This is a genomic window from Synechococcales cyanobacterium CNB (assembly GCA_030263455.1).
In the GTDB taxonomy this organism is placed as follows: Bacteria; Planctomycetota; Phycisphaerae; order Phycisphaerales; family UBA1924; genus CAADGN01.
This window is the reverse complement of the sequence record SZOZ01000011.1, coordinates 110,323-134,316: the sequence shown is the minus strand read 5'-3', so window position 1 is coordinate 134,316 and position 23,994 is coordinate 110,323. Positions and strand designations below refer to the sequence as shown.

General features: G+C 67.9%; 31 protein-coding genes. 24 read left to right on the top strand and 7 right to left on the bottom strand.

Going from position 1 to position 23,994, the window contains the following annotated elements; translation table 11 throughout:
- The gene (gene hutU / locus FBT69_11970; GenBank protein ID MDL1905510.1) at window positions 1–1,743 is read right to left on the bottom strand and encodes a urocanate hydratase; all 1,743 of its coding nucleotides are present in this window, start codon (window positions 1,741–1,743) and stop codon (window positions 1–3) included.
- A gap of 141 nt (window positions 1,744–1,884) precedes the next feature.
- On the bottom strand, window positions 1,885–3,381 hold the full coding sequence (gene hutH / locus FBT69_11965; protein MDL1905509.1) for a histidine ammonia-lyase: 1,497 nt from the start codon (window positions 3,379–3,381) through the stop codon (window positions 1,885–1,887).
- 93 nt (window positions 3,382–3,474) lie between these two features.
- On the opposite strand from hutH, the gene FBT69_11960 reads away from it, so the two are divergent.
- From FBT69_11960 to FBT69_11855, 22 genes are all read left to right on the top strand, one after another.
- Window positions 3,475–4,188, top strand: coding sequence for a hypothetical protein (locus FBT69_11960; protein ID MDL1905508.1), 714 nt, complete (start codon window positions 3,475–3,477; stop codon window positions 4,186–4,188).
- Between the two features lie 6 nt (window positions 4,189–4,194).
- A complete protein-coding gene (locus FBT69_11955) occupies window positions 4,195–5,298 on the top strand; it encodes a hypothetical protein (protein ID MDL1905507.1) in 1,104 nt (367 codons plus the stop codon).
- Window positions 5,282–5,557: a hypothetical protein gene (locus tag FBT69_11950; protein MDL1905506.1), complete on the top strand. Its 276-nt coding sequence runs from the start codon at window positions 5,282–5,284 to the stop codon at window positions 5,555–5,557. Before FBT69_11955 ends, FBT69_11950 begins: the two co-directional genes overlap by 17 nt.
- Window positions 5,554–5,802 (top strand): hypothetical protein, encoded by a 249-nt coding sequence (locus FBT69_11945; GenBank protein ID MDL1905505.1) that lies wholly within the window; start codon window positions 5,554–5,556, stop codon window positions 5,800–5,802. Before FBT69_11950 ends, FBT69_11945 begins: the two co-directional genes overlap by 4 nt.
- A complete protein-coding gene (locus FBT69_11940) occupies window positions 5,796–6,389 on the top strand; it encodes a hypothetical protein (protein MDL1905504.1) in 594 nt (197 codons plus the stop codon). The genes FBT69_11945 and FBT69_11940 overlap by 7 nt, the downstream gene beginning before the upstream one ends.
- 21 nt (window positions 6,390–6,410) lie before the next feature.
- Window positions 6,411–6,665, top strand: a complete 255-nt coding sequence (locus tag FBT69_11935; GenBank protein ID MDL1905503.1) for a hypothetical protein — start codon at window positions 6,411–6,413, stop codon at window positions 6,663–6,665.
- On the top strand, window positions 6,662–6,844 hold the full coding sequence (locus FBT69_11930) for a hypothetical protein (protein MDL1905502.1): 183 nt from the start codon (window positions 6,662–6,664) through the stop codon (window positions 6,842–6,844). Before FBT69_11935 ends, FBT69_11930 begins: the two co-directional genes overlap by 4 nt.
- A gap of 98 nt (window positions 6,845–6,942) precedes the next feature.
- The gene (locus FBT69_11925; protein ID MDL1905501.1) at window positions 6,943–7,614 is read left to right on the top strand and encodes a hypothetical protein; all 672 of its coding nucleotides are present in this window, start codon (window positions 6,943–6,945) and stop codon (window positions 7,612–7,614) included.
- The gene (locus FBT69_11920; GenBank protein ID MDL1905500.1) at window positions 7,611–7,916 is read left to right on the top strand and encodes a hypothetical protein; all 306 of its coding nucleotides are present in this window, start codon (window positions 7,611–7,613) and stop codon (window positions 7,914–7,916) included. Before FBT69_11925 ends, FBT69_11920 begins: the two co-directional genes overlap by 4 nt.
- Window positions 7,880–8,398, top strand: a complete 519-nt coding sequence (locus tag FBT69_11915; protein MDL1905499.1) for a hypothetical protein — start codon at window positions 7,880–7,882, stop codon at window positions 8,396–8,398. The genes FBT69_11920 and FBT69_11915 overlap by 37 nt, the downstream gene beginning before the upstream one ends.
- A gap of 160 nt (window positions 8,399–8,558) precedes the next feature.
- Entirely contained in the window at window positions 8,559–8,807 is a 249-nt protein-coding gene (locus FBT69_11910; protein ID MDL1905498.1) for a hypothetical protein, read from the top strand.
- A complete protein-coding gene (locus FBT69_11905; protein MDL1905497.1) occupies window positions 8,804–9,286 on the top strand; it encodes a hypothetical protein in 483 nt (160 codons plus the stop codon). The genes FBT69_11910 and FBT69_11905 overlap by 4 nt, the downstream gene beginning before the upstream one ends.
- A gap of 3 nt (window positions 9,287–9,289) precedes the next feature.
- Window positions 9,290–9,580 carry a hypothetical protein gene (locus tag FBT69_11900; protein MDL1905496.1) on the top strand — a complete coding sequence of 97 codons (291 nt, stop codon included), beginning with the start codon at window positions 9,290–9,292 and terminating at the stop codon, window positions 9,578–9,580.
- Between the two features lie 393 nt (window positions 9,581–9,973).
- The gene (locus tag FBT69_11895; GenBank protein ID MDL1905495.1) at window positions 9,974–10,432 is read left to right on the top strand and encodes a hypothetical protein; all 459 of its coding nucleotides are present in this window, start codon (window positions 9,974–9,976) and stop codon (window positions 10,430–10,432) included.
- Window positions 10,429–11,079 carry a hypothetical protein gene (locus tag FBT69_11890; GenBank protein MDL1905494.1) on the top strand — a complete coding sequence of 217 codons (651 nt, stop codon included), beginning with the start codon at window positions 10,429–10,431 and terminating at the stop codon, window positions 11,077–11,079. The genes FBT69_11895 and FBT69_11890 overlap by 4 nt, the downstream gene beginning before the upstream one ends.
- Window positions 11,076–11,324 carry a hypothetical protein gene (locus FBT69_11885; protein ID MDL1905493.1) on the top strand — a complete coding sequence of 83 codons (249 nt, stop codon included), beginning with the start codon at window positions 11,076–11,078 and terminating at the stop codon, window positions 11,322–11,324. Before FBT69_11890 ends, FBT69_11885 begins: the two co-directional genes overlap by 4 nt.
- 264 nt (window positions 11,325–11,588) lie before the next feature.
- Window positions 11,589–11,954, top strand: coding sequence for a hypothetical protein (locus tag FBT69_11880; protein MDL1905492.1), 366 nt, complete (start codon window positions 11,589–11,591; stop codon window positions 11,952–11,954).
- A gap of 61 nt (window positions 11,955–12,015) precedes the next feature.
- Window positions 12,016–12,723, top strand: coding sequence for a hypothetical protein (locus FBT69_11875; protein MDL1905491.1), 708 nt, complete (start codon window positions 12,016–12,018; stop codon window positions 12,721–12,723).
- A gap of 60 nt (window positions 12,724–12,783) precedes the next feature.
- Window positions 12,784–13,266, top strand: a complete 483-nt coding sequence (locus FBT69_11870) for a hypothetical protein (GenBank protein MDL1905490.1) — start codon at window positions 12,784–12,786, stop codon at window positions 13,264–13,266.
- Window positions 13,263–13,949: a hypothetical protein gene (locus FBT69_11865; GenBank protein MDL1905489.1), complete on the top strand. Its 687-nt coding sequence runs from the start codon at window positions 13,263–13,265 to the stop codon at window positions 13,947–13,949. Before FBT69_11870 ends, FBT69_11865 begins: the two co-directional genes overlap by 4 nt.
- Window positions 13,950–14,311: 362 nt before the next feature.
- Window positions 14,312–14,803: a hypothetical protein gene (locus FBT69_11860; GenBank protein MDL1905488.1), complete on the top strand. Its 492-nt coding sequence runs from the start codon at window positions 14,312–14,314 to the stop codon at window positions 14,801–14,803.
- Between the two features lie 270 nt (window positions 14,804–15,073).
- Entirely contained in the window at window positions 15,074–15,550 is a 477-nt protein-coding gene (locus FBT69_11855) for a helix-turn-helix domain-containing protein (GenBank protein ID MDL1905487.1), read from the top strand.
- On the opposite strand, the gene FBT69_11850 is transcribed toward FBT69_11855, so the two are convergent.
- The 3 genes from FBT69_11850 to FBT69_11840 all read right to left on the bottom strand — a co-directional run bounded on the left by FBT69_11850 (window position 15,504) and on the right by FBT69_11840 (window position 19,658).
- Window positions 15,504–16,025 carry a hypothetical protein gene (locus FBT69_11850; protein ID MDL1905486.1) on the bottom strand — a complete coding sequence of 174 codons (522 nt, stop codon included), beginning with the start codon at window positions 16,023–16,025 and terminating at the stop codon, window positions 15,504–15,506. The genes FBT69_11855 and FBT69_11850 overlap by 47 nt on opposite strands.
- A 17-nt stretch (window positions 16,026–16,042) precedes the next feature.
- A complete protein-coding gene (locus FBT69_11845) occupies window positions 16,043–17,659 on the bottom strand; it encodes a GNAT family N-acetyltransferase (GenBank protein MDL1905485.1) in 1,617 nt (538 codons plus the stop codon).
- Between the two features lie 172 nt (window positions 17,660–17,831).
- Window positions 17,832–19,658 (bottom strand): proline--tRNA ligase, encoded by a 1,827-nt coding sequence (locus FBT69_11840; GenBank protein ID MDL1905484.1) that lies wholly within the window; start codon window positions 19,656–19,658, stop codon window positions 17,832–17,834.
- Between the two features lie 190 nt (window positions 19,659–19,848).
- Here FBT69_11840 and FBT69_11835 point away from each other — a divergent pair, with 190 nt between their 5' ends.
- Complete coding sequence (locus FBT69_11835; GenBank protein ID MDL1905483.1) at window positions 19,849–20,802, top strand: PEP-CTERM sorting domain-containing protein; 954 nt, start codon at window positions 19,849–19,851, stop codon at window positions 20,800–20,802.
- Here the strand turns inward: FBT69_11835 and FBT69_11830 are convergent.
- The gene (locus FBT69_11830) at window positions 20,780–21,418 is read right to left on the bottom strand and encodes a hypothetical protein (protein ID MDL1905482.1); all 639 of its coding nucleotides are present in this window, start codon (window positions 21,416–21,418) and stop codon (window positions 20,780–20,782) included. The two genes, FBT69_11835 and FBT69_11830, sit on opposite strands and share 23 nt — an antisense overlap.
- A gap of 231 nt (window positions 21,419–21,649) precedes the next feature.
- Window positions 21,650–23,155, bottom strand: a complete 1,506-nt coding sequence (locus FBT69_11825) for a peptidase S10 (protein ID MDL1905481.1) — start codon at window positions 23,153–23,155, stop codon at window positions 21,650–21,652.
- Window positions 23,156–23,223: 68 nt separating this feature from the next.
- Between FBT69_11825 and FBT69_11820 the strand changes: the two genes are divergently transcribed.
- Window positions 23,224–23,991, top strand: coding sequence for an NAD-dependent deacylase (locus tag FBT69_11820; GenBank protein ID MDL1905480.1), 768 nt, complete (start codon window positions 23,224–23,226; stop codon window positions 23,989–23,991).
- The last annotated feature ends 3 nt before the right edge of the window (window positions 23,992–23,994 follow it).

Genomic DNA, 23,994 nt, shown 5'->3' with positions numbered 1-23,994 from the left:
TCACACACGGGTCATCGGGATGTGCAGGCCGGCGCGGATCGCCGTTCGATCCGCCTGCTCATAGCCGGCGTCCGCATGGCGAAACACGCCCATCGCGGGGTCGTTGGTCAGCACGCGCCTCAGTCTTTCTTCCGCCTCGGGCGAGCCATCCGCGACCACGACCTGGCCAGCGTGCTGGCTGAACCCGATGCCGACGCCGCCGCCGTGGTGGAAACTCACCCAGCTCGCGCCGCTTGCAACGTTGACCATCGCGTTGAGGATCGCCCAATCGCTGATGGCGTCCGAGCCGTCGAGCATCGCTTCGGTCTCGCGGTTCGGGCTTGCAACTGAGCCGCAGTCGAGATGGTCTCGCCCGATGACGATCGGCGCGCCGACCGCACCATCGGCGACGAGTCGATTGAAGAGCACGCCCGCCTGGTCGCGTTCACCCATGCCGAGCCAGCAGATGCGAGCGGGCAGCCCCTGAAAGCCGAACCGCGGCCGGCATGCGTCGAAGTCGCCCGCCTCCAGAGCGTCGGGGTTCTCGTGGCAGGAGTGCAGCCACCGCCGAAGACCCTCGTGGCGAGGGAAGAGCCGCAGCAACTCGTAATCGGTGCGATAGATGTCGCGCGGATCGCCCGAGAGCGCGACCCAGCGGAACGGCCCGCGACCCTCGCAGAACTGCGGGCGGATGAAGGCGGGCACGAATCCCGGAAACTCGAACGCGTCTTCGAATCCGTGGTCGAAGGCCCGTTGGCGGATGTTGTTGCCGTAGTCGAAGGTGACCGCCCCGCGCCGATGTAGTTCCACCATCGCACGCACGTGCCGGTCCATGCTCGCCAAGCTGAGCGCGACGTACCGCTCCGGGTCAAGCCGGCGCAGCACTTCGGCCTCGCAGGCGCAGGTCTCGACGGGGACGTAACCGTTTAGGGGGTCGTGCGCGCTGGTCTGGTCGGTGAGGGCGTCCGGCGTGATATCGCGTTCGATCAGGCGTTCGAGCAGTTCGACGGCGTTGCAATGGACGCCGACGCTCACGGCCTCGCCCGACTCGACGAGCGAGAGGGCGCGGTCGATGGCCACGTCGAGGTCGCTGACCGTTTCGTCGAGGTAGCGATCGCGTCGCCGTCGTTCGAGGCGTCCGTGATCGACCTCGGCGATGAGGCAGACGCCTCCGTTGAGGGTGACGGCGAGCGGCTGCGCGCCGCCCATCCCGCCGCACCCCGCCGTGACGCACAGCCGTCCGCGGAGCGTGCCGTCGAACCGCTGGCGGGAGCACTCGGCGAACGTTTCGAACGTGCCCTGCAGGATGCCCTGCGTGCCGATGTAGATCCACGAGCCAGCCGTCATCTGGCCGAACATGATCAGGCCCTTCGACGCGAGTTCGTCGAAGTGTTCCTGGGTCGCCCAGCGCGGCACCAGGTTGCTGTTCGCGATCAGCACGCGCGGGGCGTTCTCGTGAGTGCGCACCACGCCGACGGGCTTGCCGGACTGCACGAGCAGCGTCTCGTCTGGCGCAAGCGATCGCAGTGATCGCACGATCGCGTCGAACGCGGGCCACGAGCGAGCCGCCTGCCCGCGCCCGCCGTAGACGACGAGTTGCTCCGGCGCCTCGGCAACCTCCGGATCTAGGTTGTTCATCAACATCCGCATCGCGGCCTCGGCCTGCCACGTGCGGCAGGTGCGCTCCGCGCCGCGCGGCGCGCGCACGACGCGAGCGACGGCTGTCCGCGCGCTCTTCGGTTCGTTGCGTGCCGATGTGGTCATCGTCGTCATGCCGCGCCTCCCATCGCCCCGGCATCCCTGAGGCTAGGAGGCCGAGCGACGCGGCACAACTCCGTGCAATTCCGATGCCAAGCCCGGAAGACGAGAACCCGCGGGCTCTCCCGAGCGTGCTTCGGTCACCGATCAGTGCTCCACGATGACCAGCCACGCGTGGTTGTCCATGTCCGCAACGATCCGCTGAACGTCCCCAGACAGTGCACGATCCTCGGTCAATCGCGGTACGATGGATCGCACCAGCGCGTGCGAGTGCTCAACGCCAACACCGGACCGCAGCGGACGGTGGCAGTCGATCGCTTCGGCGGCACAGAGCAGTTCAATGGCCACGACATAGCGAGCGAGTTCGAGCGCGCGTCGTGCCTTGGCCGCCGCACGCGGCCCGAACGAGTTGTAGTCCTCCATGCCCGCGCTGGTCGGCAGGTTTGCAACACTCGCGGGGGTCGCAAGTCCGACCAGTTCGTTGCAACATGCGGCCGCGGTGTATTGCAGGATCATCAGGCCCGATTGCAGTCCGGGGCGGGCGGCCAGGAACGGCCGAAGGCCGCTGGCCGGGTCGCTTCCTGCGAGCATGGTGAAGACGCGGCGCTCGGCGATTCCCGCGATGTGTGCCAGGGCGATCGAGAGCAAGTCGAGGGGGATGGCGAGCGGCATGCCGTGAAAGTTGCCGCCGGAGACGACGGAACCGTCGTTGAAGACAAGGGGGTTGTCGGTGACGGCGTGGAGTTCGCGTTCGACGGCGTGTTTTACATAATCGAACGCGTCCGATGCCGCGCCAAGCACCGCCGGAGCGCACCGGAGCGAGTAGGGGTCCTGCACCCTGGGGTCATTCTCGCGGTGGGAACGCACGATCTCGCTCTCGTCCAGCATCATGTGAAGCCACGAGGCGACGATGCTCTGCCCAGGCTGCCGCCTCGCTTCGTGCAAGCGGGAGTCAAGGAAGGCATCCGTCGCCATGCACCCGTCGATCGACATGGCGCACGCAGCGAGCGCAGCGCTGAAGAGATGATCGAAGTCGGCGCAAAGCAGCGCGCCCTGAGCGGCCATCAGGTGCGTGCCGTTCAGCAGCGCGAGGCCCTCCTTCGCCTCAAGCGCGATCGTGGGGATGCCCGCCGATCGCATCGCTTCGCCACCGCTGACCACGCGGCAACCAACCTCGGCCTGACCTTCTCCCATGAGCACCAGCGCGGCGTGCGCCAAAGGGGCAAGGTCGCCAGACGCTCCGACCGAACCGATGGAAGGAACAACCGGGCTTATGCCCGCGTTCAGCAAAGCGGCAAGCGTCTCAACGACGACCGGCCGCACTCCGGACAGGCCACGGCTCAGACTGGCCGCGAGAAGCAGCAACATGCCGCGTACGATCTCCCGGGGCAGGGGGTCGCCAACACCTGCGGCATGTGATCGCACGAGGTTGACCTGCAACTGCGCCAGATCCTCACTTCCGACGCGTTGCTGAGCGAGTGAGCCGAAGCCGGTGTTGATGCCATAGTAAGCCTTTCCGTCGCCAAGACACGCTTCAACGCGAGATCGCGACGCGGCAAGCCGGCGCACCGCTTCGGCACCGATCTGAACGGGGCGATTGTGGCGAGCGACCTCCACGACCTCCTGGATCTGGGGTCGAGTCATCTGTTGCCCAAGTCTCGCCCGTCGATTACCGCCTGGCAACGCCGAAACTGCGTCACCCCCCTGCCCAGTCCGAGAATAGCGGTTACGTCAAAAATGGCGTATCCTCACACCACTAACGGCGTAGAGGTTCGCCAAAATCGGGGGGTTGCTGTCCCCCCCCAGTCCCCCCGAGAATACCAAAGGCAGAAAGACAGGGAGGCGGAGGGAGGCGGAGGGAGGGACGGAGGCGCGCGCGAAGCCGCCGCCGCCGACCCCGCCGCCGCGAAGCGCGGTGCTGCGCGGGAGAAGGCACTGAGCCTGCTCCTCGAACACGGCATCACGCTGAACCAGGCCGACACGATCCTCGCTCATCGTTCGCCGCGATTCGTCCGCGAGGCGGTCCAGTACGAGCGCAAACGCGCCAGCGGTCGCGCCATCACCGCGCAGCGCCTGTTCGGATGCTTGCGTCACGACTGGCACGGTGAGGAGCGGCGAGCGCGATTGTTCAAGGCCGTCCGAGACAACTTCGATTCCGAGACCGACGCCAGGAGGTGGGTCATGCAGTACGACCGCGACCGCGAAGAGACGATCGACGCCATCGACAACATGAGCGACGCCGAGGTGCACGAGCTCCTCCAGGAGGTCATCGGGCGTGAGAGCACGCAGGAGCGCAGAGATCAGCTCCACGCGCGAGTGCGTGACCTCGTAGAGGTGCACGGCCAGACCGTCCGCGAAATCTGCCTCATGCGTTCGTGGGTGCCCGCCGTGGTTCAAGTGCTCCGCGCACGTCGGAGCGGCCTGCCGCGGTACGTCCCTTCCGAGGAGTGACCGACCATGCCACCGGAGACCGACCAGACCACCGCCACAGCGGCACCGCGGCGAAGCCGATACGAGCACCTGCGCGCCGAGCTCGCCGAGTTTGACGGCATCGACCGCGTTGCGCGCGCCATCGAGCTCGCCGGCGGAGAGGCCGACAGTTACCGCCTGGTGGTCATGCGCCAAGCGGAGGGGGAGGCTCGCCCCGCAAGCGTGTGGAGCGGCCCAGTCGCGCTCTTCGATGAGGCTCGCCTGGTCAAAGCGGCTGGAGCCGGACGCTTCCTGCTCCAGCTGCGCGATCGGCTCGGCGTGATCGTGACAACCGCGGCGCTTTCGATCGACCCCGCGGCGGTCGAGCTCTACAAGCCCGAGTCGCCCGGACCGTCGGGAAGCGACCTGGCCGCGGAGGTCCGCGAGCTGCGAGGCATGATCGAAGCGCTCGCCTCGCGGGCGCCGACCGAGTCGCGTTCCTCAGCCCCGCCCTGGTCGGCGCTGCTCGGCGCGATGCCGGCGGTCGCGGAGCTCATCAAGGCGCTGCGCGGTGAAGGGCTGCGCACGCGGGACATCATCGAACTGGCCAGCCAGCGCGGCCAGATATCGGACCTGGTCGCGGCCATGCGCGACCTGCAAGCCCTGTCGCCTGGTGGTGGCGCCGAGGGCGGGAGTGGGGGGGGCGAGTGGACGCCCGTCATCGCGGAGCTCATGGCCATGCTGAGAGCGACGCGATCGTCCCAGCCCCTCCCCCCGCCTCGCGCGCCGGCGCCGATCCCTCGCGCGATCCCGCCGGCGCCCACCGCGACCGCGCAGCCGGCGGCCGTTCCCGAGCGTCCGCCCGCGCCGCCCCCACCGGCGACGCCACTCGACGCGCTGACGCTCAACCCTTACGCGCTGGCCATCGGCTTCGGCTCCTCGCAGGGCTTGTCGCCGGAGTCGATCGCGCCCGCCGTGGCCGACCTGCTCGAGCGCGATGAGTCGGCGCCGGAACTCCCGTGCTCCGCGAGCGACCTGGAGGCGTTCCTGCGCTCGACGGAGATAGACCCCACCCCGTACCTCACGTCGGTGTGCGAGGCCGTGTGCGCCCTGTACGCCGATCAGGAGACGCCCAATGAACAAGGCCAGTGAAGCCCTCTCCGACCGACTCGTCACCGTCCACACCCAGGCCGGCCTCTACCGCATCGACCCGTCGGAAGTCTCGCTCATCGGACCGGGTCCGAACATGGGTACGACGCTGCTCTTTCTTCGGCAAGGGGGGGGCATCGTCATGTCTGCCGGCCCGGAGTCGGTCTACGCGGCGCTGTGCGGACAGCCCCAGCCCCGCGGCCCCGTCCTCATCAAGCCCGAGCACAACGGCCAGATCGGCGGCAACGGAGGTGCACATTGATCGGACTCACACCGAAGACCGGCGACATCGTCATGCTGCGCAACGTCGAGCGCGGAACCCTGTGGTTCGGCCAGGTGCATTCAGTCTCGAACCGAGGACGGCCCTACATCTGGTGGCTCTCTCACTCGAAGCGTCGTCCCCGTCATCCAACCTCGCCGAACGTTCTGCCCAGGCACGTCGAGGTAGTCCGCCTGGCGACGCCGGGCGAGGCTCGCCGCTTCAAGCAGGAGTCCGCGCAATGCTGAACGCTCGCATCACCGAGTCCGGCCGGCCGTACCCGTTCAACGCCACACTCTCCGTGCCCCTGCCGTCCGATGCAGACGAGCGAGTCGAGGCCACCGTGCAGGCCATCCGCGCGATGGTGAAGCGCTCCGATCGGATGGCCTACGTCAAGCGGCTGCTTTGGGAGGCGTCGGCCCTCGGGCTGACGGCGCCGGTGCACCGCGCCGCATACCAGGCGGGCATCCCGCACACCCTTTACGGGGTGCACCTGGTCCTCAAGCGGCGCGTGCGGTTCAAGCGCGACCCGGTCGGCGTCGAGCTCCCGACCATGCCCGACACCTTCGCGGCGACGATCATCGCCAACGGCTCGGCAGAGGGCGACTGTGACGACCTGGCGGCGCTCGGCGCGTCGATGGTGCGCAACGCCGGGTACACGCCGACGCTCACCGTGATCGGCCGCGACCCGAAGGGCCCCTATGAGCACATCTACTTCGGCGCGTGGACCCACACGGGCCGTCACGTCGCGTTCGATCCGCAGGAAACCGCGCTGCCTGGAGAGGAGCTCCCGGCGGCGCGGAAGCGCACGTACACCCTTCACGTCCGCCAGTAGCGGCAGAGAGGAAGCCCCCCGATGGCAAAGTGGTACTACTGCACCGTCTCCGACAGGAACACCAAGAAGCGCTGCGGGGTCTACTACGTCAAGGCCGGCAGCAAGCCTCACGCGGTGCGCATCGCGCGAAGCGTCGGCGCGACGCTCAGCGGGATTTCGATGTTCGCGGCCGCGGCGTCGGCGAAGAGAGTCATCGACCCCTCCCACCTGGAGCACGCCGCGCAGTACGGGAACCTGTCCGCGGCGGTCTTCTGCAACACGGAGGTTGCCGCATGAAGACGAAGGTACGCCGGCTCACCCGCCGCATCTGGACCGACGAAGAGGGACGGTCCTGGACGCTCATCGTCGTCTACGAACGCCAGCGTCAGCGAGTCGTGACGCGCGTTGTGGCCGTCGGCGCCGCCGCGCAGGCCGCTTCAGCGCTCACCGTTCCGACGAAAGGGGGGGGGCAATGACGAAGCTCCGCGTACTCCCGCAACGCGCAGGCAGCGAAGGCCTGTTCGGAGTGGCCATACGGCCCCTGGTGTCGTCAGGGTTCAGCATCGGCCCTCCTGTGCACCACCTGATCATTCCGTCCCGCGGCCGGCCGGAGTTCGACGCGGCGTTCCCGAACATCCCTGTGCTCATGGAGTTCGTCCGCTCACGCGCTGGGGTGATTCAGGCGGCGCAACCCGGTCACGTCATCCAGATCAACTACGAGCCGGACAAGGGCGGCGAGGCCGTCACCTCACTGCAGTACGTCACGGGCTGCCCGAGCGTCGAGTGGGCGGCGTGCGTCGGTGCGATGGTCACGTCGCTCAGATCAGTGCTGGCAGAATCGGTCAACGTCGCAGTCTACAACATCCTCAGGGCACCGCGCCTCACAAAGTACTGGTCTGTGAATGACGGCCTCAAGCCGCTCTTCGAACACTTAGACCTGGTCACGTCCGCGGTCTACTGCCGCGATGCGAGCCACGATCCGGCCGAGGTCATCAGCAACGTCATCACGGAGTCGATGCGCGTGGTTGAGCGCCCCTGGGCGCTTCAGCTCTGGTCCGTGCTGCGCAAGCGGCAGGCGGAGCCTGTGACGGAGAGGCAGGCGGCGGCGATCGCCCGAGAGCTGCGCGCGTTGGATGTGGTCACCATGATCGCCTACGTCGAGGCCGAGACTGAACAGCAGGCCAAAGCGGAGGCGGAGGGCTGGCGGCGCATCTGCGCCGCCCTGAAGGCGGAGGGCATCAGGTGAAGCGACCCAAACTCACGCCCGAGCGCGTCGCCGGCCTCAGCGTCGTCATCGCCCTGGTGGACAGGGCACGCCTGGACGGGCGAACGCAGAAGACGCTCTGGACGGAGCCGCTCCCCGACCGTGAGCGGCGCAACGGCCGGAACGCGCTCGGCTACCTGGAGGAGCTCGTCGCCTGGTTCGAGGCGCGGCGGGGGGGGCTTGACACGCCCGGCGAATCTGGTACGCTTCCTGAACCTGAACAACGCCCCCCGGCGGAGGTCGAGCCATGCTCACCGGACTCGGGCGTTGCTCCGTCATCGTGATCGCCGCTCTTCTGGCCGCAACCCTGATGCTGGGGTGCGGCGACACGGCCGCCCAGAAGTACGCCGAGCGGGCCGATCGACTCGCCGACGCCGCGGATGCACTCCGCGACGCCACCCACAACATCGGGGCGGCGGCGGCGGCGATCGCGCCTGAGGACGCGCAGCGCATCGAGTCCGCCGCGACCAAGGCGGCTGAGGCTTCGCAGGCCGCCGCGGACGCTGCCCGTGAGGTCGCCGAGATTCAGCGGACCACGGCGGATGCCGTCGATCGGTGGGCGAAGACGGCGGGCGTGGTGGCCGCCGTCGCCGGCACCGCGGCGGGTGGTCCGCAGACAGGGGCGGCACTCTCCGTCGGCGTCGAGCAACTCGTCCAGGGCGTGGCGGCGGTCGTCCTGGCAGTGGGGGGGTGGACCGCCCGAGCGCGCGTCCACCGCGCCGCGGACGCGGCCTGGGATGAGGCGAGCACCAAGGCGAAGTCGTGATGCAGGACCTGCTCATCGGCGTCAACGTCATCGTCATAGCGGCGGGCGTCGCCGCGGCGGTCGCCAACGCCGTCCAGCTCGGCAGACACGACGAACGGCTGAAGACGATGGAGCGTGCGCTGGGCCGCATTCTCCGCAAGATCGGCCTGGAGGATTGACCATGCTCACGCGCGATGAGGCGTCGGACATCCTGAACGGACTCGGCGAGGACGAGAGCGGCGAGCTCGACGGCCTGGGCCGATCCAACGGCCTCCAGGGCGTCACGTTCCAGCCCGGCTCACCGGCCGCGAAGATGGTGCGGAAGTACCAGCACATGCGCCGCTCAATGGGGTACTGGAAGGGCGAGGCGCTCAAGCTCCGCCAGCGCGTCGCCGCGCTGGAGGCCGCTCTGCTGGAGCGGGCGCGATGACCGACCTGGGGCGCTGCAAGTGTGTTCGGCGCGTCTGCGGCCGCGGTGTCCGCGGCCTCGGCGCTGCGCCGATCAGCCCGGCCGCCCTGGTCAACCTGCCCGACGCCGAGCAGCGCCGCATCCTCGCGGCCATGCCCGCGGATAACGTCGTGGCGCTGTACCGCTACATGCGCATGCGCGGACTCAACGGCCTGGCCGGCGACGATGAGCAGCTTGAAGGGCTGTTCTCGAACCTCTTCAAGAACATCAAGAACGCGCTGCGGCCGATGGCGGTCGCGGCGGCGGGCGCGGCGGCCGGTGCCATCCCCGTCGTCGGCCCCGCGATCCGGAGCCTTCTCCCCGGCCAACTCCCCGTAGCCGCGGGCCAGGTGGCGACGATGCTGCCCCCGATGCAGCCGGCGGCGCAGCCGGCTCGCCAGGACAACACGCTGATGCTCGTAGGCTTCGGCGCACTCGCACTGCTCGCGTTGATGAGGTGAACCATGATGGACGGACTCAACGGTGCCCTTCCGCAGCCACCAGACTCGATGATCGAAGAGGCTGCGGCCAAGACCTTCAACGCCCTGGAGCGCGTCGCCGAGAGCGTGGAGAGGTCGAAGCGTTCGGCCTACTTCAGCGGGCCACACGGCGCCGTGCGCGTGAAGGTCGGCCACGTGCTCGCCATCGAGAGCACGCGCGGCGACACGGTCACGCTCCACCTGGCGGGCGGCACCGCGATCAACGTGGATGGCGACCTGGAGTCGGTGAGTCGTCAGTTGGGGTGGGAGGAGTAAAAGTCCCCTTGGTTCGCATCGCGCGTTTGCAAACCCAGTTGATCGTCTCACAGACGGCGAGTACAGCGATGAGGCCGATGAATGCCAGTACGAGTTCCGGCGCCGAGTCTGCGAGTTTGTCCAGGACGACTTCCCCCCGCGTCTTTGGCCTGAGTTCCAACCAGTTGAATGTGAGCAGCATCGGTTCTCCCTATGTACGTTGACCCCACACACAATACCGGCTCTGTAGACCTTGGGTTGTGGTGGCGTCTCTTCCCGGGGCTACGCGATCAAATGGTACGGTCGATGATGGGACTCACTACCGTCACCAGGCTGTACAACAAGATCGTCACTGAGCTCCCGAGCATTGACCGAACACGGTTGGCCCCTGGACGGCGCGCTCAGCTCCAGGCGATGGATAGATGGGTTGAGACGTTCGGCGAACGTCTGAGGCAGCGCGTATCTGTACACCTGGCGAAGTACGACGAGGCGGTGCGCCGAGGGCTGATTCGGGCCGACCAGCATCCAGCCAGGATATCTGGACTCGCGGCCATCCCCATCGTGGCCGTAGTGCTGGTGCTGGCCGTCGTAGCCGCGGCGACGGTCGTGCTCTGGAATCACGTTGATGCGAACGCGGATGTCAAGATCAACAAGGAGCAGAATGCTACTGCTCTGCGTATGTGGGAGCTGCTGCTGAAGGCGAAGTTAGAAGCACAGCAGCCGCTTCCGAGTACACTCCCCACTCTCTCTCGCCCGACCCAGCCTGCGCCGCCGCTCGTCCAGGCTACAGCGATCGGATTCGGTGGCGTGCTGATCGTCGGTGCGTTTCTTGCGATGCTGCACTTTCGTCCCCGTCGCCGGAGTCCCGCATGAGCCGTCTCCCCGTCATGGACACGGCTTTGTGGCTGAACGCCGGCACGGCGCGTCGGTACCCGCGCACGCGCTACCCCGCACCGCGGCTCATGTACGAGGCTGTCTGCCGGAACGAAGGCGGCGCGGCCTGCGAGGCCTGGGCGGGAACGCTCTTTGTCCAGAAGATCGCCCCCGATGCGCGCACGGCGATCGCCGCGGCGACGGCCGCGGCCCCGCGTCAGTGGCCCGCGACCTGGCCGCATATGGCGAAGTTGGTGGCTGGCCTGGAGGCGGCCGCCGCCGGCAAGGGACCGATCCCGGACAAGAAGAGCCTGGAGGCCGCGGTGACGCTCGCCCTGGCCCACCCGCTGTACGCCTCCAGGACGGCCGCTGCGCTCTCGCGGCTCGGGCTGGCTCCCGGGTCCACCCCGCCCGTCCAGACGGCTCCTGGGCCGGCCTCGCGGGTCGCTTCCGCGGCCGCGGGGGCGGCGGCTGGGGCCGTGTCGGTGATCCAGTCGCTCATGGCGCCGATCCCCCCGGCCAGCCTGGTCTCTCCGGGGCACGCGGGCGGGGGTGGCGATCCGTCCCCATCCCCGCCCCTCCCGTTGATCATGCTCGGCATGGGCCTGTTGCTCATCGCCTTCAGGCGGAAGGGAGGGCGCCGGTGAGCAAGCGACTCCCCGCAGAAATCCGGCCGCGCCGCGGTGGGCACCGGCGCGAAGAGTCGCCGGCCGTCGAGGCGATCGACCTGGGCAACCTCTGCTCGGTCATCTACGAACGCGACGGCAAGCGCTACGAGCACAAGTTCAAGCGACGGCCGCGCGTCTACGTCAGCCAGGCTGCTCCGGGGGTGCTCGTCGCATCGCCCGTGAAGGTGACCCGTCGATCCCGCACCGTGTACCTGGAGGGCTGAGCAGTGCAGTTGGTCATCCCGAATCCCCCCCCCCGGCGTCGGAAGAAGGCTCGAAGCGCGGCCCAGCGTCGCGCCACGGCCAGGATGCTCGCGGCGGCGCGGCGTAAGCGCCGTCCGCGGGCCGGCTCACGTCCGGCGAAGAAGCGCCGGGGAGGTGTTCCAATGGCGAAGCGCCGCTCGACTGCTCGGCGCCGTGCGACCCGCCGACGTTCTCCGGTCAGGCGGCGTGGGTTCGCGTTCCTTCCGGCCGGTACTCTGCCCGCGGTGGCGGCCACGGCCGCCGGCGTCGTCGGCGCCGACATGATCTTCGATCGGTTCGCGCCGATGGACTGGCGAGTCGGCAATCGACGCCTGATCGCCAAGGCCGGCGTGGGCCTGGCGGCCTCGATCGCCGCGCGTCGATTCATCGGCACGAAGGCCGCGACCGGGCTGATGGTCGGAGCGCTGGCCGGTGCCGCGATCGACCTGGTTCGCACCTGGCAGGCCCAGCGCGCAATGAGCGGACTCGGCTACGCGGCGTACCCCGCCGCCAACGATCCGACGCTCACCGGCCTCGGCTACGCCGCGCTTCCCGCACCGGACGACCCGTCGCTCACCGGCCAGGAGGCCGAGATGGAGTACGCCGGCTGATCGTGGGCCTCCGGCCCGTTGACCTCGCACCTGTTCCCCCGGCAACAAGTGGAGGTCCGCCATGCAGATTCACAAAGGTCTTCACCCCGCTCACCGCACGCTGATCGCGTCGCTGAACGGCAGCCCGTACAACGATGCCGATTACTACGTCAGGCCGGAGTGCTACTGGTTCCGCACCGCGCTGCCCGACACCGGCGGAGCAACCGGCACGCCGGGTCGCCTGGAGTTCTTCAACGCGGCCAACGCGCCTCGCGTCACGAACATGCCGCAGGCCTCGCAGCTTCCCAGCCAGTACTACTTCGCGCTGCAGCGCGTCGGCATCTACATCGAGGCCGGCCGCTCGCTCGCCGGCGCCGCGATCGCCACCCACCAGGAGTACGTGGAGGGCACCGCCGTTCCGACAGACTCCGCCGGCGAGGCCGCCGAGGCCAGGCGTCTGCTCTACGCGCACGGTGTCGTCAACATGCGCGTCGGCAATCGACGGCCCATCGAGAACGTCTTCGGCGTTCACAACTTCCCCTGGCCGTCCACGCCGCACATCGACGGCGCCACGCACGACACCAACACAACCGTTCACCGGCAGTTCGCCTCGACTCGCGTGGCGCACTCGACGCAGGACGGCTACTGGTTCGATCCTCCGACCATCATCCTGCCGCTCAAGCGCATCAACCTGTCGATCGACTGGAGCGAGTTGACGCTCGACACCTTCGCCGACCTGGTCGTGCGCGTCGGCCTGTTCGGCCAGCTCTGCACCGTCGAGAAGTACTGATCCCCCCCCCGTGCCGGCGAAAGCCGGCCCGGGGCATTGACCGCAAATGGGAGCACCGCCATGACTGACGTAGCCGACGTAGCCGGAGACCTGGGCGCACGGATGGCCGAGCGCGTGTACGCCTACACGCTCGACTGGGCCACGACCATCGCCGCGGGCGCGAACGCCCAGGCGTCGAAGGCGTTCAGCCAGAATGGAACGTTCATTCTGGAGAGTCTCCGCGCCGCTGTGTACATCCCGTCGGCAAGCGGGTCCGCTGTGGCGTTCACGCCGGCGCCTCGGGACGCGGTGGCGACCCGCGACTCCAACACATTTATGACGCTCGCCGCGTTCCGCGTCGAGTTGTTCACCGCGGGTGAGCCGTGGTTCGACGCGCCCGTCCGGCTCAACCTGCTGGTTGGCGACGGGCGTGACCCTGGGTACTTCACGACGCGCCACACCATCCCCGAGAACGTGACGGTGCGGGGCATCCTCTACAACGACTCCGGGGAGAGCGTGCGCGCCCAGCTGGTCTTCTGGGGCAAGCGGCGTTACCGCGCATGAGCTGGTGGACCGACCCAAGACTGATCGCGCCGGGCGTCGTCCCGCCGCACCAGGCCGGCGCCGGCGGCGGCGCGGGAGCGGCCGGCGGCGCCGCGGATGCGCTCCTGGGAGCCGCCGACACCAGCGTCAAGGTCGGCGGCTTCACCGCGATCGCCGTGAGCAACCCGACCATCGGCGCGTCCGCCTGGTTCAAGTTCCAGAGCCTCCGCGTCGGCATCGACGGCGAGTTGGCCCAGCCGTCCGCGGTGAGCTGGATCGGCGTCGAAATGCTGCCGACCGACAACGCCGGATCGGCAGGCATCGCCTGGGGCGACGCGAGGGGGCACGGCGCGGCCATCGTCATCGGCCGCAACCTGCCCGGTCCGTTCCAGGAGTGGTACTCCTACCCCTCCAACGTCGTCGGTGTCGAAACGTCCGGCGTGAGCCTCTTGCTCGGACGATCGACGCTTGAATCGCTCTTCGTGACGACGTTCCCCACGGGGAAGTACAACGATGCCGCGCCGAACAAGGGCGCGCCGGTGCGGTACTTCCCGCACCCGGCGCGCCTACGCCGCGGCGACTCGCTCGATATGTGCCTGGTCGTGCGCGGCTCGCAGATCAATGGACAGACCGGCACGCTCACCGGTGGCGTCATCGTTCAGGTGGCCGTCGCCCCGCCGTACCCGGACTCGGTGCTGCGCTGATGGCTTCGCCGCTCGACTACTACCGGCTGGTGGGGGAGTTTCTCGACCGCTACATGCCGGGTAAGACGCCGGCGGTGCCCCCCCCTCACCAGTCTGCACCGCGGCGCCCGGTCGCGGCCGGCGGAGGCCGACAGCTCGGACGGATGCCCCGGCGCCGGCGCTATCCGCGCGACGTCGCCTACGCGGGCCACGTCGCGGCCGCCATCCTCGCGGGGGGAGACGACGGCGGCGGCGGACTCGGAGGGAGCGGAGGGAGCGGCGGAGGCTCCAACGGCGGATCCCACGGCGGATCGCTCGAATCCACCGGCGGCGTACAGAACGTCGTCGTCTGGCGCAACAGCAACTTCGATGATGCGTTCGAGGTGGGCAGCCTCAACCCGTGGTGGACGCAGGCACGCGGAGCCTTCACCGAAGGGGGGGGGCAGTGCTCGGCGACTGCGGTCGAGGCCGCGGGCAACCCGCGTTCGTGCCTGCTCTACAACGCGCTCGAGTTCGCGGATGGTGAGGCCGCCATCGTCATCGGCAGCGCCGCAGGCGAGCACCTGGTCGGCCTGCGCGTAACCGACTCGGGGGGGGGCACGCTGAGCGGCTACTTTGCGCGCGCTACGACCCTGAGCACCGTGCTCTACGTCGTCACGGCCAACGTCGCTACGGCGCTCACGACCATCCCGACCGGCTACGCCATCGGCGATGAGATGCGCATCCGCGCGACGGGAACCACCCTGGAGGTCGAGAAGAACGGGGCCGGCGTCATCAGTCTGATCGACGCGACCCATGCCGGCCCGGGGTTCGCCGGCCTGGGCACCTTCGCCCTCAGCGGCCGGGCGTTCAACTCGTTCAGCGTCCGCGCCTGAGTCGCCTTCCGCCAGGCCCGGCCTCCCGGGGGATTGGGAGGCCGGGCCACCGAAGCGCCTCGCGTGTGTGTCAAAAAGTGGAAGTCTGGCCTCGGCCAGGCCGATGAAAGCGACCGCCGGCCGAGTCGGCCGACGACCGCGAGTTGCCCCCCGGCAACATCGGGCAGGCGGGGGGCTTGACGGCTGGCAGCAGCCCCGCTTGCCAAGTCCGTCGATGGGCAGTATACCATGCCCGGCGACCTACCACGGGTCGTGGAGCAGCCCCCCTCCATGGCGCAGCAGATAGTCCACCCCGAGCTTGACACCAATCGCCTGCTGAGCGACCTTTCCGGGCCTGAGTTGAAGGTGCTGGTAGCCCTCGATACTCTGGCCGATTCCGATGGGCTGATCCGGGCAACGAACAAGATGCTGGCCGAGTTGACTGGGATGGACGACCGCAACACGATCCCGCGCCACACCGCGAGCCTCCAGAAGGCGGGCTGGCTGCGCATCGAAAATGATGCAGTGATTCCGCGAGTTTTTCGGATCGTGGCGCGCCAGCGCGCCATTAGTGGCGCGCCAGCGCGCCAAATGCGAGGCGCTTCAAAATCGGCGGATACATGCACCACCGATGAGGATACGGCGCGCCATTCGTCCGAGAATAGCGGTTATGTTAAACAAGGCCTGCGAATCGACCGTACCCGCCGCGACCGGGTCGCCCTCAGGATTTGCTGCCTGCCCATGACTCCTTGGCGAACAGTGCCATGACCAGCAATGTTCCCAGGAGAAACAGGCCGGCAGAAGGCATCGAGAGCAACTTCAGCGACTCCTTCGCCAATCCCGTGCTCCCCAGTCCGGGCGCACGCATTCCCGCCAGCAGCCAGAACAGGCCGTAGCCAAGCCCGCCGATTCCCAGGGCGATCGCAATACTCGACCGCAGCCGCGTCGCGCCTGGCAGCTTGGCCAGTAGCATCGACATCGCCAAGGCGGAGGTTCCCATGGCTCCTGCGTGCAGGTGGGCTCGCTTGTAGTACGTCCATGCCTTGTCCCTGGTCTCGATCCGTTTGGCGTCGTTGCCCGCGTAGACGCTCTCCAACACGGCCTTGCCGCGCCGGTCCAGGTCACCCTTGAGCGACTCCTCCGCCAGCCCGAACACGCCTCCTAGCCCGAACCCGAGAAGCATGGTCGCCAGGGCGAACACGATTCCGATCCGCACCTCGCGGAGCCCTTGCGGCAATCCCATCGTACCTGCCCCTGCTGCTACGGCAGCTGTGTGAAGAGCGATCCTTCGCCCAAAGCGTCGTGCCCATGCCGACGCGGGGCGAGTCTACCGCCCGGCCCATCGCCGAGCCGCATACGCAGGCCGTCGCGATCCACGCCGTAGTAGCCCGGAAGGCTCTGGGTCGGCACGAAGCCGAGTTTCTCGTAGAGCGCGATGGCGGTCTCATTGTCGCGGCGGACTTCGAGGTAAACACGCTCGACACCTTTGGCCTTGAGGGCGGCAATGGTGGCCTCGACGAGCAGCCTTCCGGCATGCCGCCCTCGGGCGGACGGATGCACCGCGACCGCGTAGAGCCGTCCCGACCTGGTGCGGCGGTGCTGGCGAACCAGCCCCACCGCCCAGCCGACGACGCGGCCGTCGAGTTCCGCCACGGTGACGGTCGCACGGGGGTTGTCGATCAGTCGCCGAACTTGCCTGCGTGTGAACAGTTCATCGGGGGCATCGAAGCACGACAACTCGATCTCGATGATCGGATCGGCATCTGACGCGGCGCCACGGCGAAGCGTCACACGCACCTGCGAATCGGCGGAAGTCGTCTCGCCTGCCACCGCCTCGGTGCCGACGGTGTGACGGGGGTTTCGCACGGGCAGGTCCATCGGGATGGACGTTGACAGCACGGGCACCGGCTGTCGTGTGAGGACGTACTTGCTCAGCAGTCGGCGCGGCCGGTAACTCTGCTTCGTGAACCGAAGGCTCGGGATACCCCAGTCGTCGCCCGCGTTCACCTCCGGGTAGGACGCCCAGTGCAACCGGCAGAACTCGGAAAAGATGAACTGGGCCGCGCCCGGGAACGCCGGGTCGGCCTTCTCGACGAGCACCATCGCCTGGGTCGGCGTGAGGGGCTGCCCGAGGGTGAAGCCCGCAACCCGGCCCTCCACGAGCAGGGTCATGCCGGTCAGGCCGATCTCGCGGCGATGTTCGAGAGCGCGCCGGGTCGAGAGCCGGTCCCGCTCGCGCAGCACATCGGTGCCGACGTGCACGTCGCTCACCTCGCCCTCGTGCATTTCATCGCCGTGCTGCGCCCAGGTATCGAGCAGTTCCAGGCACGCGGGCACGTGCTCGTCGCTCATCTCCTCCACGCGATGGTCGGGGTGTTCGCGTACGAACCTCGATCGCGCGTGACGCTTCGATTTGAGGGGTCCGCCCGCGAGGTCGATCATTCTGGCGGTCTCGTAGACGTAGTCGCCCCACATCGGTGTCGCGCTGAGCGTCGCGCTCGACGCGCTGAATCGCTCGAGCATCTCGTCGGAGACGTACTCGATGCGCGACCGCTCAACCGTCGCGTGCCGTGCGTTGTAGGCGTCCATGATCTCGAAGCATGCGCCGACGACGCTTGGCAGCGAGCGGTCCTCCGCGCCGGGCTGCGGCAAGGGCGGCAGCAGCATCGTCAGGTCGCCCGTGGTGTTCGCGAACACGCACAAGTGTCGGTCGATGCTGGCCCAGAAGATCCGCAGCGCGCCCACCCACACATACGTGCTGGCGTAGCAGCTGTCGGAGATCGGCTCGCGGAGTTGTGAGAACGCTTCGTCGAAGATCGGCCGGTCGCTCAGCCGTACCGGCGCGAGGCTTGCATCAAGCCCCTCGTCACTGTCCATGGGGTGGCGGGAATGCCTACCTCCGTGTGACCCGCGCCGCTCGCTCGGCACGGGAGCCGGAACCCACACGCCGCCGCGCCTCACGCTCGGCGAAGGCCGCGGCAGGCTCCGTCCATGGGAATGACTATATACCGCGCAGGCCTGTCAACCGCCACCGGTTTTTCGTCCATTGTCATGCCCGCACGGCCGTCACGCACCGCGCCACCGCATCGCCCAGCGGGACGACCTCCCCCTTGCCGGCCTCCGACCTGTGCTTGAACTCCACCCCCCCTGCTGCAAGGGCTTTGTCGCCCACGGTGAGGCGGACGGGGAGACCGATCAGGTCGCCGTCCTTGAACTTGACACCGGGTCGCTCGTCCCGGTCGTCGATGAGAACGTCCAAGCCCGCCTCGCCCAGATCGGAGGCAAGCCGTTGCGCCGCCTGTATCTGCGCGGCATCGTCGGGCTTCATCACCGTCAGCAGGATGTGGTACGGGGCGATAGCAGCCGGCCAGATGATGCCCTCAGCGTCGTGGCTCATCTCGACGCAGGCGGCCATGGTCCTGCTGACGCCGATGCCGTAGCACCCCATGATGACGGATCGCCTCTGCTGCCCTTCGTCGAGGACGGCCAGACCCATCGCATCGGAGTACTTGGTGCCGAGTTTGAAGATGTGCCCGACCTCGATTCCCCGCTGTTCGACGAGTTTCGATCCGGGGGCTCGGGGCGAGGGATCGCCTGCCCGAGCGTTGCGGATGTCGGCCACCTTTACATAACGCTGGTCGTCGAGTATCGCTCCCATCTCGCGCCGCCAGTCGAAGCCGCGGACGTGGTGGTCGCGCTCGTCCGCTCCCGTTGCCCACGCGATGTTCCCCTGTGCGGCGTCCGGGTCGATGATGACTCGCACGCCGTCCTCCGGGCGCAGACCGGTTCGTTGCACGACTGCAGGGCTGACGTAGCCGATGGCGAATCCGGCCTGCTTCGCCCTCGCTTCGTCGGCGAGTTTGGCCCTGAACCCGATCGCGGCCTTGACCTTGCCCTCGTTCACCTCGTGATCACCGCGCACAACGGCAAGCACCCACTTCACCCCACCGCTTGTCACGGCATCCGCCGCCTCGAACACGATGGTCTTGAGCATCCGATCGGGCGTGACGCCGAGGAACTGGGCGACGCCCTCGATCCCGGGCATGTCGGGGGTGTGGACTCTTTCGAGTAAGGCGGAAGGAGTGCCGGCCCCACGGTCGAAACCCCACTTCCGCTCGCCGATCTCGCACTTCTCGACGTTGGCGGCATAGCCGCTCTCAGGGCACCGCAGGATCGTGTCCTCGCCCGTCTCGCAGTTGACCATGAACTCGTGGCTCGCCGAGCCGCCGATCGGCCCGCTCTCGGCCTCGACGACCGTGAAGTCCAGACCGCACCGGCGGAAGATGTTCGAGTACGCCCGGTACATGGCGTCGTACGCCTCGTTCAGCCCCCCCGCCCCTTCGACGGCCAGGTGGAACGAGTACGCGTCCTTCATGATGAACTCGCGCCCGCGCAGCAGACCCCCCCTCGGGCGCGGCTCGTCGCGGAACTTCGTCTGCACCTGGTACAGAATCAGCGGCAGTTGCCGGTAACTGGTGATCGCCGTGCGCAGCAGGTCCGTGATGACCTCCTCGTGCGTGGGTCCGAGAGCGGTCTCGCGTCCGTGCCGGTCGCGCAGGCAAAAGAGATTGTCGCCGTAGTCCTCCGCCCGGCCTGTCTGCTCGAAGAGCTCCATCGGCTGGAGGGCGGGCATGAGCATCTCGCTCGCGCCGGTCGCGTCCATTTCTTCGCGGACGATCCGAGTGACCTTCGTGAGGACGCGCCAGGCCAGGGGGAGGTAGTCGTAGACCCCGGCTGCCACCTGCCGCATGAAGCCGGCCCGAAGCAGGAGGGCGTGGCTCGGCGTGGTGGCCTCGGCGGGAGCGTCTCGAAGGGTGGGGATCAGGGTTCGTGTCCACCGCTGGACCGTACCCGCCGGGTGCGATTTCTGACTCATAGGGCCGGATCGTAGCCCCCACAGCCGTCAATCCCCGCATGTTCGAACGGTGCTGCCAGGCTCACCAGAGCCGCACAGTCCCACTGGAAAGCACCTGAAACGGTGGCAGGTCACCGAATCGGGGGCATATTGGGAAAGGAGGCCCGGACGGCCGCAAGTCGTTGCCCACGTGGGGTTTAGGAAGAACCCGATGAAAACGAAGAACTGCATCGTTTCGCTGGCCGCGTTCACGCTCCTTTCCGCGACCGGATCGGCGGCATCCGCCCAGTTCGTCAACGGCGGTCTCTGGAACCGCTTCATCGACTGGTCCGACCCCGCGACCGTGCCGGCGAATCCAAGCCGTGCAGTCTGGCGGTACGAGACCATCAGCCTGACTCGCCTGTCAGCCGACACACCGTGGTTCGCCCAACCGACCGAGCCTGCACGCTGGCAGCCCGACCCGGAAGCAGCCGGTCAGGGAAAGTGGGTTGCCGGCCCAGACGGCGATGCGATCTTCCAACGCGACCGTGCCCGAGTCATCGGTGGCGACGAGGCCGTCTCTCCTGTCGCGCGATGGTCCAACCCAGCGGGCGACGGGTCACCCATCAGCATCACGGGTCGTGTTCGATTCCAGGTGGATTCGGACTCAGCGGAGGCGGGCCTGGAACTGGTGGTCGCCGTCACCGATCGCTGGGGCAACGTCCGGCCGCTGTACACGCAGTCGCTGACCCCTGAAGAGGTCGGTGAGACGGCGAATCGCGGGCTGGTGGTACCGATTGAACTCCGCAACGTGATCGTCAACCAGGGTGACTCCATCATCATCACCGCGAGGGTGGACGACTTAGGCGCTTCGGGTGAGGAGCCGATCGTCGTGGACCTGATGGACGACGTCAGCATCGTGATGGAGGGCCATCAGGAGACCGAGGATCTGCAGGCCTTCGGATCGTTCCGGAAGACGCCCGGCCTTGGCGGGGGTCGCGGATCGCGGACACCGGGGTCGGGCGGTCGCACACCGTTCATTCCACCTGAGCCGCCCGAAGCGCCGCCCCCGCCGGACATGCCGCCGCCGGACGTGCCCACCGAGCCTGTGATCCCGACGCCCGGCACGCTCGTGCTGCTGCTGACCGCGGCCGGCTGCACGCTCACCCGTCGCCGGCGCGCGTAACCGCCCTGGGGATTGGTTCCGGCGGAATCCAGCCTGCCGCATCCAGAGCCGACATCCACCGTTCTCGCTCCGCACGGCGTCCTGCATCCCACCACTCGCAGCACTCGACCGACACGCCGAGGTCCAAGGCGAGTTCCGCGACCTGGTGGTCCGTCATGCCGACCAGCGGTGTCTCGACGCGCAGTTCAGGCAAACCGAAGGAACCCGCGTCGAGCGTCGCCAGGCGAGAAACGAGCAAAGCCCGATCGACGGCGATCGCCTCGCGTTCGAGGTCGCACTCTCCGTCCGGCGCGGCTGTCGTGAACTGCACGGGCCAGACGACGCGTCCGCACCCGGAAGCCATTGCCAGATACGCTGCTTGGAGGAGAGCCGCTGCTTCACGCCCTCCGGCGGATTCGATGGTCGATGACTCGGGCAACTCTCGGGCCATCAGACCGAGGGCCTCGGCCTGTCGCCGGACGGCAGCCGAGCCTGCCCGGTCCAAGCCGGGCCATTCGATGAGAAGAGGCAGCGGCGCGGAAGGATCCCCTGTGGCGAGCGTACCTTCAACCTCGGCTGCCGCTGCAACCAACGACGCCAATCCGCCGTCCGAGAGAACCACACTCCGGCCGACCATACGCGCATCCTACCCGAACTGCCCGGCTTCTCGCACGCTGAAACGAGGTGAACAGAAAGGTTGCACGTCGGAGAGTTCGGTGTACCTTTCGGGAGGCCGCCTTGCCTAAGTCGATGCCGATCAACGACTTGCGATGGAGGGCCACTGATCCCGCCCCACCACCCGGGCCTGGAGCGTGTCGGCGTCGATTCTCGGCGCCGACGCGCCCAGGCCGCCTGATTGCGCGCCGCGTCACTTCCCCCCCACCCTCGCGGCGTCGCGGTAGAACGGCACGACGTCCCGCTTGAGCTTCGCCAAGTCCGATTCGCGGATGTACATCATGTGCCCTGACTCGTAGTACGACACATGCACGTTGCCTCGCAGCGACGCGTCCACGCCGAGGCGTGCCAGCGTGTTGTCCGTGGCGAAGTAGGGCGTGGCCAGGTCGTAGTACCCGCTCGCGACGAAGACCATCAAGGCCGGATTCTTGTGCATCGCATCGCGGAGCCTCGTCGCAACGTTGACGTACCGGTTCTCCGAGGTGCGGTAACTCCACGGGTGAACACGCCCGGTCAGGATCTCGTAGGGCAGATCGTTGCGGTATCCGAGTTCTCGGCGGACGTAGTCGTTCAGGCCCGCGGTGAAGGGGCCTGTGATCGCGGTCATGCTCGGGTCATAGTCGAACCCCGCGCTCGTGCCGTCGCGGTCCATCCCCTTGAACCGGCTGTCGAGGCGACCGACCGTGCGGCCCTCGTTGCGCAGCAACTCCTTCGTGAACCGGAAGATATCGATCCGCAGCCCGCTCAACTCGACAAACCGCTCGGACAGGCCCGTGTACCGCGCCAGACGATGGACAACCTCGCGCCGCTCCTCCGGTGTCAGCGAATCCCCCTTCGCCAGCGCGAGCAGGTAGCCGGTGGACGCCCACCCCTCAACCTCCGTCAGCGTGGTCCGCAGGTCGCGCTGCAAGTCGGGTGCGAGTTTGCCGTGGTACCACGCCGTCGCGGTGTAAGTCGGCAGGAAGAGCCAGTACGGGTCGTCGTTTCCCTCTCCGAAGCGGATTGTCTGGAAGTTCAACACGGAGGAGATGAGCAGCAGGCCGTTGAGGTACATCCCGTGTGTGTCCTGGAGGTAGGCCGACAGCCCCGCGGCCCGTGTCGTGCCGTAGCTCTCGCCAGCCAAGAACTTCGGGGAGAGCCACCGTTCGTGGCGTGTCGTCCAGAGGCGGATGAAGTCGCCGACGGACGACAAGTCCTCTTCCAGTCCGTGAAACTGCTTCGCGTCCTGCCCCTCGACCGGTCGGCTGTAGCCCGTGCTGACCGGATCGATGAAGACGAGGTCCGTCAGGTCCAGCCATGAGTGCTCGTTGGGCACGACGCGGAACGGTGGAGACTGGTCGAACCCTTCGACTCCCATGTCCACTCGACGCGGTCCGAGCGCGCCCATGTGCAGCCAGACGCTCGACGAGCCAGGCCCGCCGTTGAAGGTGAACGTCACCGGACGTTCGGCAGGATCCACGCCTTCAATCGTGTAGGCGACGTAAAAGACGTTTGCTCGGGGCTTGCCCTCGTAGTCTGGCAGTTGCAAGTAGCCCGCCGCAGCGGAGTACTCGATTTCGCGGCCATCGATCGTCACGGCGTGTTTCGTGACCGAAACCGATTCGGACTGCACGGGCGTATCGGCCTTGGGCTTGTCGTCGGAGTTTCCTTGCCCGAGCACGCACGCCGCCCCCCAGCAGAGGGCCGCCGCCGCGAACATCCCGGCCGATCGTCTCACTCGCGCCATGATGCACTCCCGATCAGGGTTCTGTATCGTGATGAGCATACATGACTCCCCGGATTGATGAAGCCGCCTCGCGGGAAGCCGCCGAAGCCCTCGCGGGCGCACGGTCGGTCGTCGCCCTGACCGGCGCGGGCGTCAGCGCAGAGAGCGGCGTCCCTACGTTTCGCGACGCGATGACAGGCTTGTGGGCGAGGTTCGACGCCCAGCGGCTCGCCACGCGCGAGGCCTTCGAACGCGATCCCGCGCTGGTTTCGCGCTGGTACGACGAACGCCGCATGAGGTGCGCTGGGTGCGTGCCGAACGCGGGACACTCGGCACTTTCGAGCATCGAGCGGGCGATCACGGCTCGAGGGAGATCGTTCACGCTCCTCACACAGAACGTCGATCGGCTGCATCGACGGGCGGGGAGCGAGCGGATCGTTGAGCTGCACGGCTCGCTGTTTGCGTGGCGCTGCACGGCGACGGGCAAGGAGCGCGACGACTTGCCCATGCCGCTTCCCTGCTATCCGATGCCGAGCGAAGCCGGTGGGCTGTACCGGCCTGGGGTCGTGTGGTTCGGCGAGGCCCTGCCGGCTGAAGCGGTTCGGCGCGCGTCGCTCGCCGCGGCATCCTGCGACCTGTTCCTCACGATCGGCACGAGCAGCGTCGTCTATCCCGCCGCGGGGTTCGTCGAGACGGCTGCGAGTGTCGGCGCGAGGATCATCGAGATCAATCCCCACCCGACGCCGCTCTCGCACCTGGCGACGTGGCGGTTCGCCGCGCCATCGGGCGAGTTGCTTCCCCAGTTGTGCGCACGCGTCTGCCTCGGGTGAGCG

Excerpts from the sequence above, each read along its gene's own strand:
- FBT69_11835 (MDL1905483.1), top strand. The coding sequence starts at position 19,849 with ATGAAAACGAAGAACTGCATCGTTTCGCTGGCCGCGTTCACGCTCCTT.
- FBT69_11930 (MDL1905502.1), top strand. The coding sequence starts at position 6,662 with ATGAAGACGAAGGTACGCCGGCTCACCCGCCGCATCTGGACCGACGAA.
- FBT69_11940 (MDL1905504.1), top strand. The coding sequence starts at position 5,796 with ATGCTGAACGCTCGCATCACCGAGTCCGGCCGGCCGTACCCGTTCAAC.
- FBT69_11830 (MDL1905482.1), bottom strand. The coding sequence starts at position 21,418 with ATGGTCGGCCGGAGTGTGGTTCTCTCGGACGGCGGATTGGCGTCGTTG.
- FBT69_11895 (MDL1905495.1), top strand. The coding sequence starts at position 9,974 with ATGGATAGATGGGTTGAGACGTTCGGCGAACGTCTGAGGCAGCGCGTA.
- FBT69_11825 (MDL1905481.1), bottom strand. The coding sequence starts at position 23,155 with ATGTTCGCGGCGGCGGCCCTCTGCTGGGGGGCGGCGTGCGTGCTCGGG.
- FBT69_11935 (MDL1905503.1), top strand. The coding sequence starts at position 6,411 with ATGGCAAAGTGGTACTACTGCACCGTCTCCGACAGGAACACCAAGAAG.
- FBT69_11845 (MDL1905485.1), bottom strand. The coding sequence starts at position 17,659 with ATGGACAGTGACGAGGGGCTTGATGCAAGCCTCGCGCCGGTACGGCTG.
- FBT69_11820 (MDL1905480.1), top strand. The coding sequence starts at position 23,224 with ATGACTCCCCGGATTGATGAAGCCGCCTCGCGGGAAGCCGCCGAAGCC.
- FBT69_11955 (MDL1905507.1), top strand. The coding sequence starts at position 4,195 with ATGCCACCGGAGACCGACCAGACCACCGCCACAGCGGCACCGCGGCGA.
- hutH (MDL1905509.1), bottom strand. The coding sequence starts at position 3,381 with ATGACTCGACCCCAGATCCAGGAGGTCGTGGAGGTCGCTCGCCACAAT.
- FBT69_11875 (MDL1905491.1), top strand. The coding sequence starts at position 12,016 with ATGCAGATTCACAAAGGTCTTCACCCCGCTCACCGCACGCTGATCGCG.
- FBT69_11960 (MDL1905508.1), top strand. The coding sequence starts at position 3,475 with ATGGCGTATCCTCACACCACTAACGGCGTAGAGGTTCGCCAAAATCGG.
- FBT69_11890 (MDL1905494.1), top strand. The coding sequence starts at position 10,429 with ATGAGCCGTCTCCCCGTCATGGACACGGCTTTGTGGCTGAACGCCGGC.
- FBT69_11870 (MDL1905490.1), top strand. The coding sequence starts at position 12,784 with ATGACTGACGTAGCCGACGTAGCCGGAGACCTGGGCGCACGGATGGCC.
- FBT69_11850 (MDL1905486.1), bottom strand. The coding sequence starts at position 16,025 with ATGGGATTGCCGCAAGGGCTCCGCGAGGTGCGGATCGGAATCGTGTTC.
- FBT69_11950 (MDL1905506.1), top strand. The coding sequence starts at position 5,282 with ATGAACAAGGCCAGTGAAGCCCTCTCCGACCGACTCGTCACCGTCCAC.
- FBT69_11840 (MDL1905484.1), bottom strand. The coding sequence starts at position 19,658 with ATGAGTCAGAAATCGCACCCGGCGGGTACGGTCCAGCGGTGGACACGA.
- FBT69_11905 (MDL1905497.1), top strand. The coding sequence starts at position 8,804 with ATGACCGACCTGGGGCGCTGCAAGTGTGTTCGGCGCGTCTGCGGCCGC.
- FBT69_11910 (MDL1905498.1), top strand. The coding sequence starts at position 8,559 with ATGCTCACGCGCGATGAGGCGTCGGACATCCTGAACGGACTCGGCGAG.
- FBT69_11855 (MDL1905487.1), top strand. The coding sequence starts at position 15,074 with ATGGCGCAGCAGATAGTCCACCCCGAGCTTGACACCAATCGCCTGCTG.
- FBT69_11900 (MDL1905496.1), top strand. The coding sequence starts at position 9,290 with ATGATGGACGGACTCAACGGTGCCCTTCCGCAGCCACCAGACTCGATG.
- FBT69_11915 (MDL1905499.1), top strand. The coding sequence starts at position 7,880 with ATGCTCACCGGACTCGGGCGTTGCTCCGTCATCGTGATCGCCGCTCTT.
- hutU (MDL1905510.1), bottom strand. The coding sequence starts at position 1,743 with ATGACCACATCGGCACGCAACGAACCGAAGAGCGCGCGGACAGCCGTC.
- FBT69_11865 (MDL1905489.1), top strand. The coding sequence starts at position 13,263 with ATGAGCTGGTGGACCGACCCAAGACTGATCGCGCCGGGCGTCGTCCCG.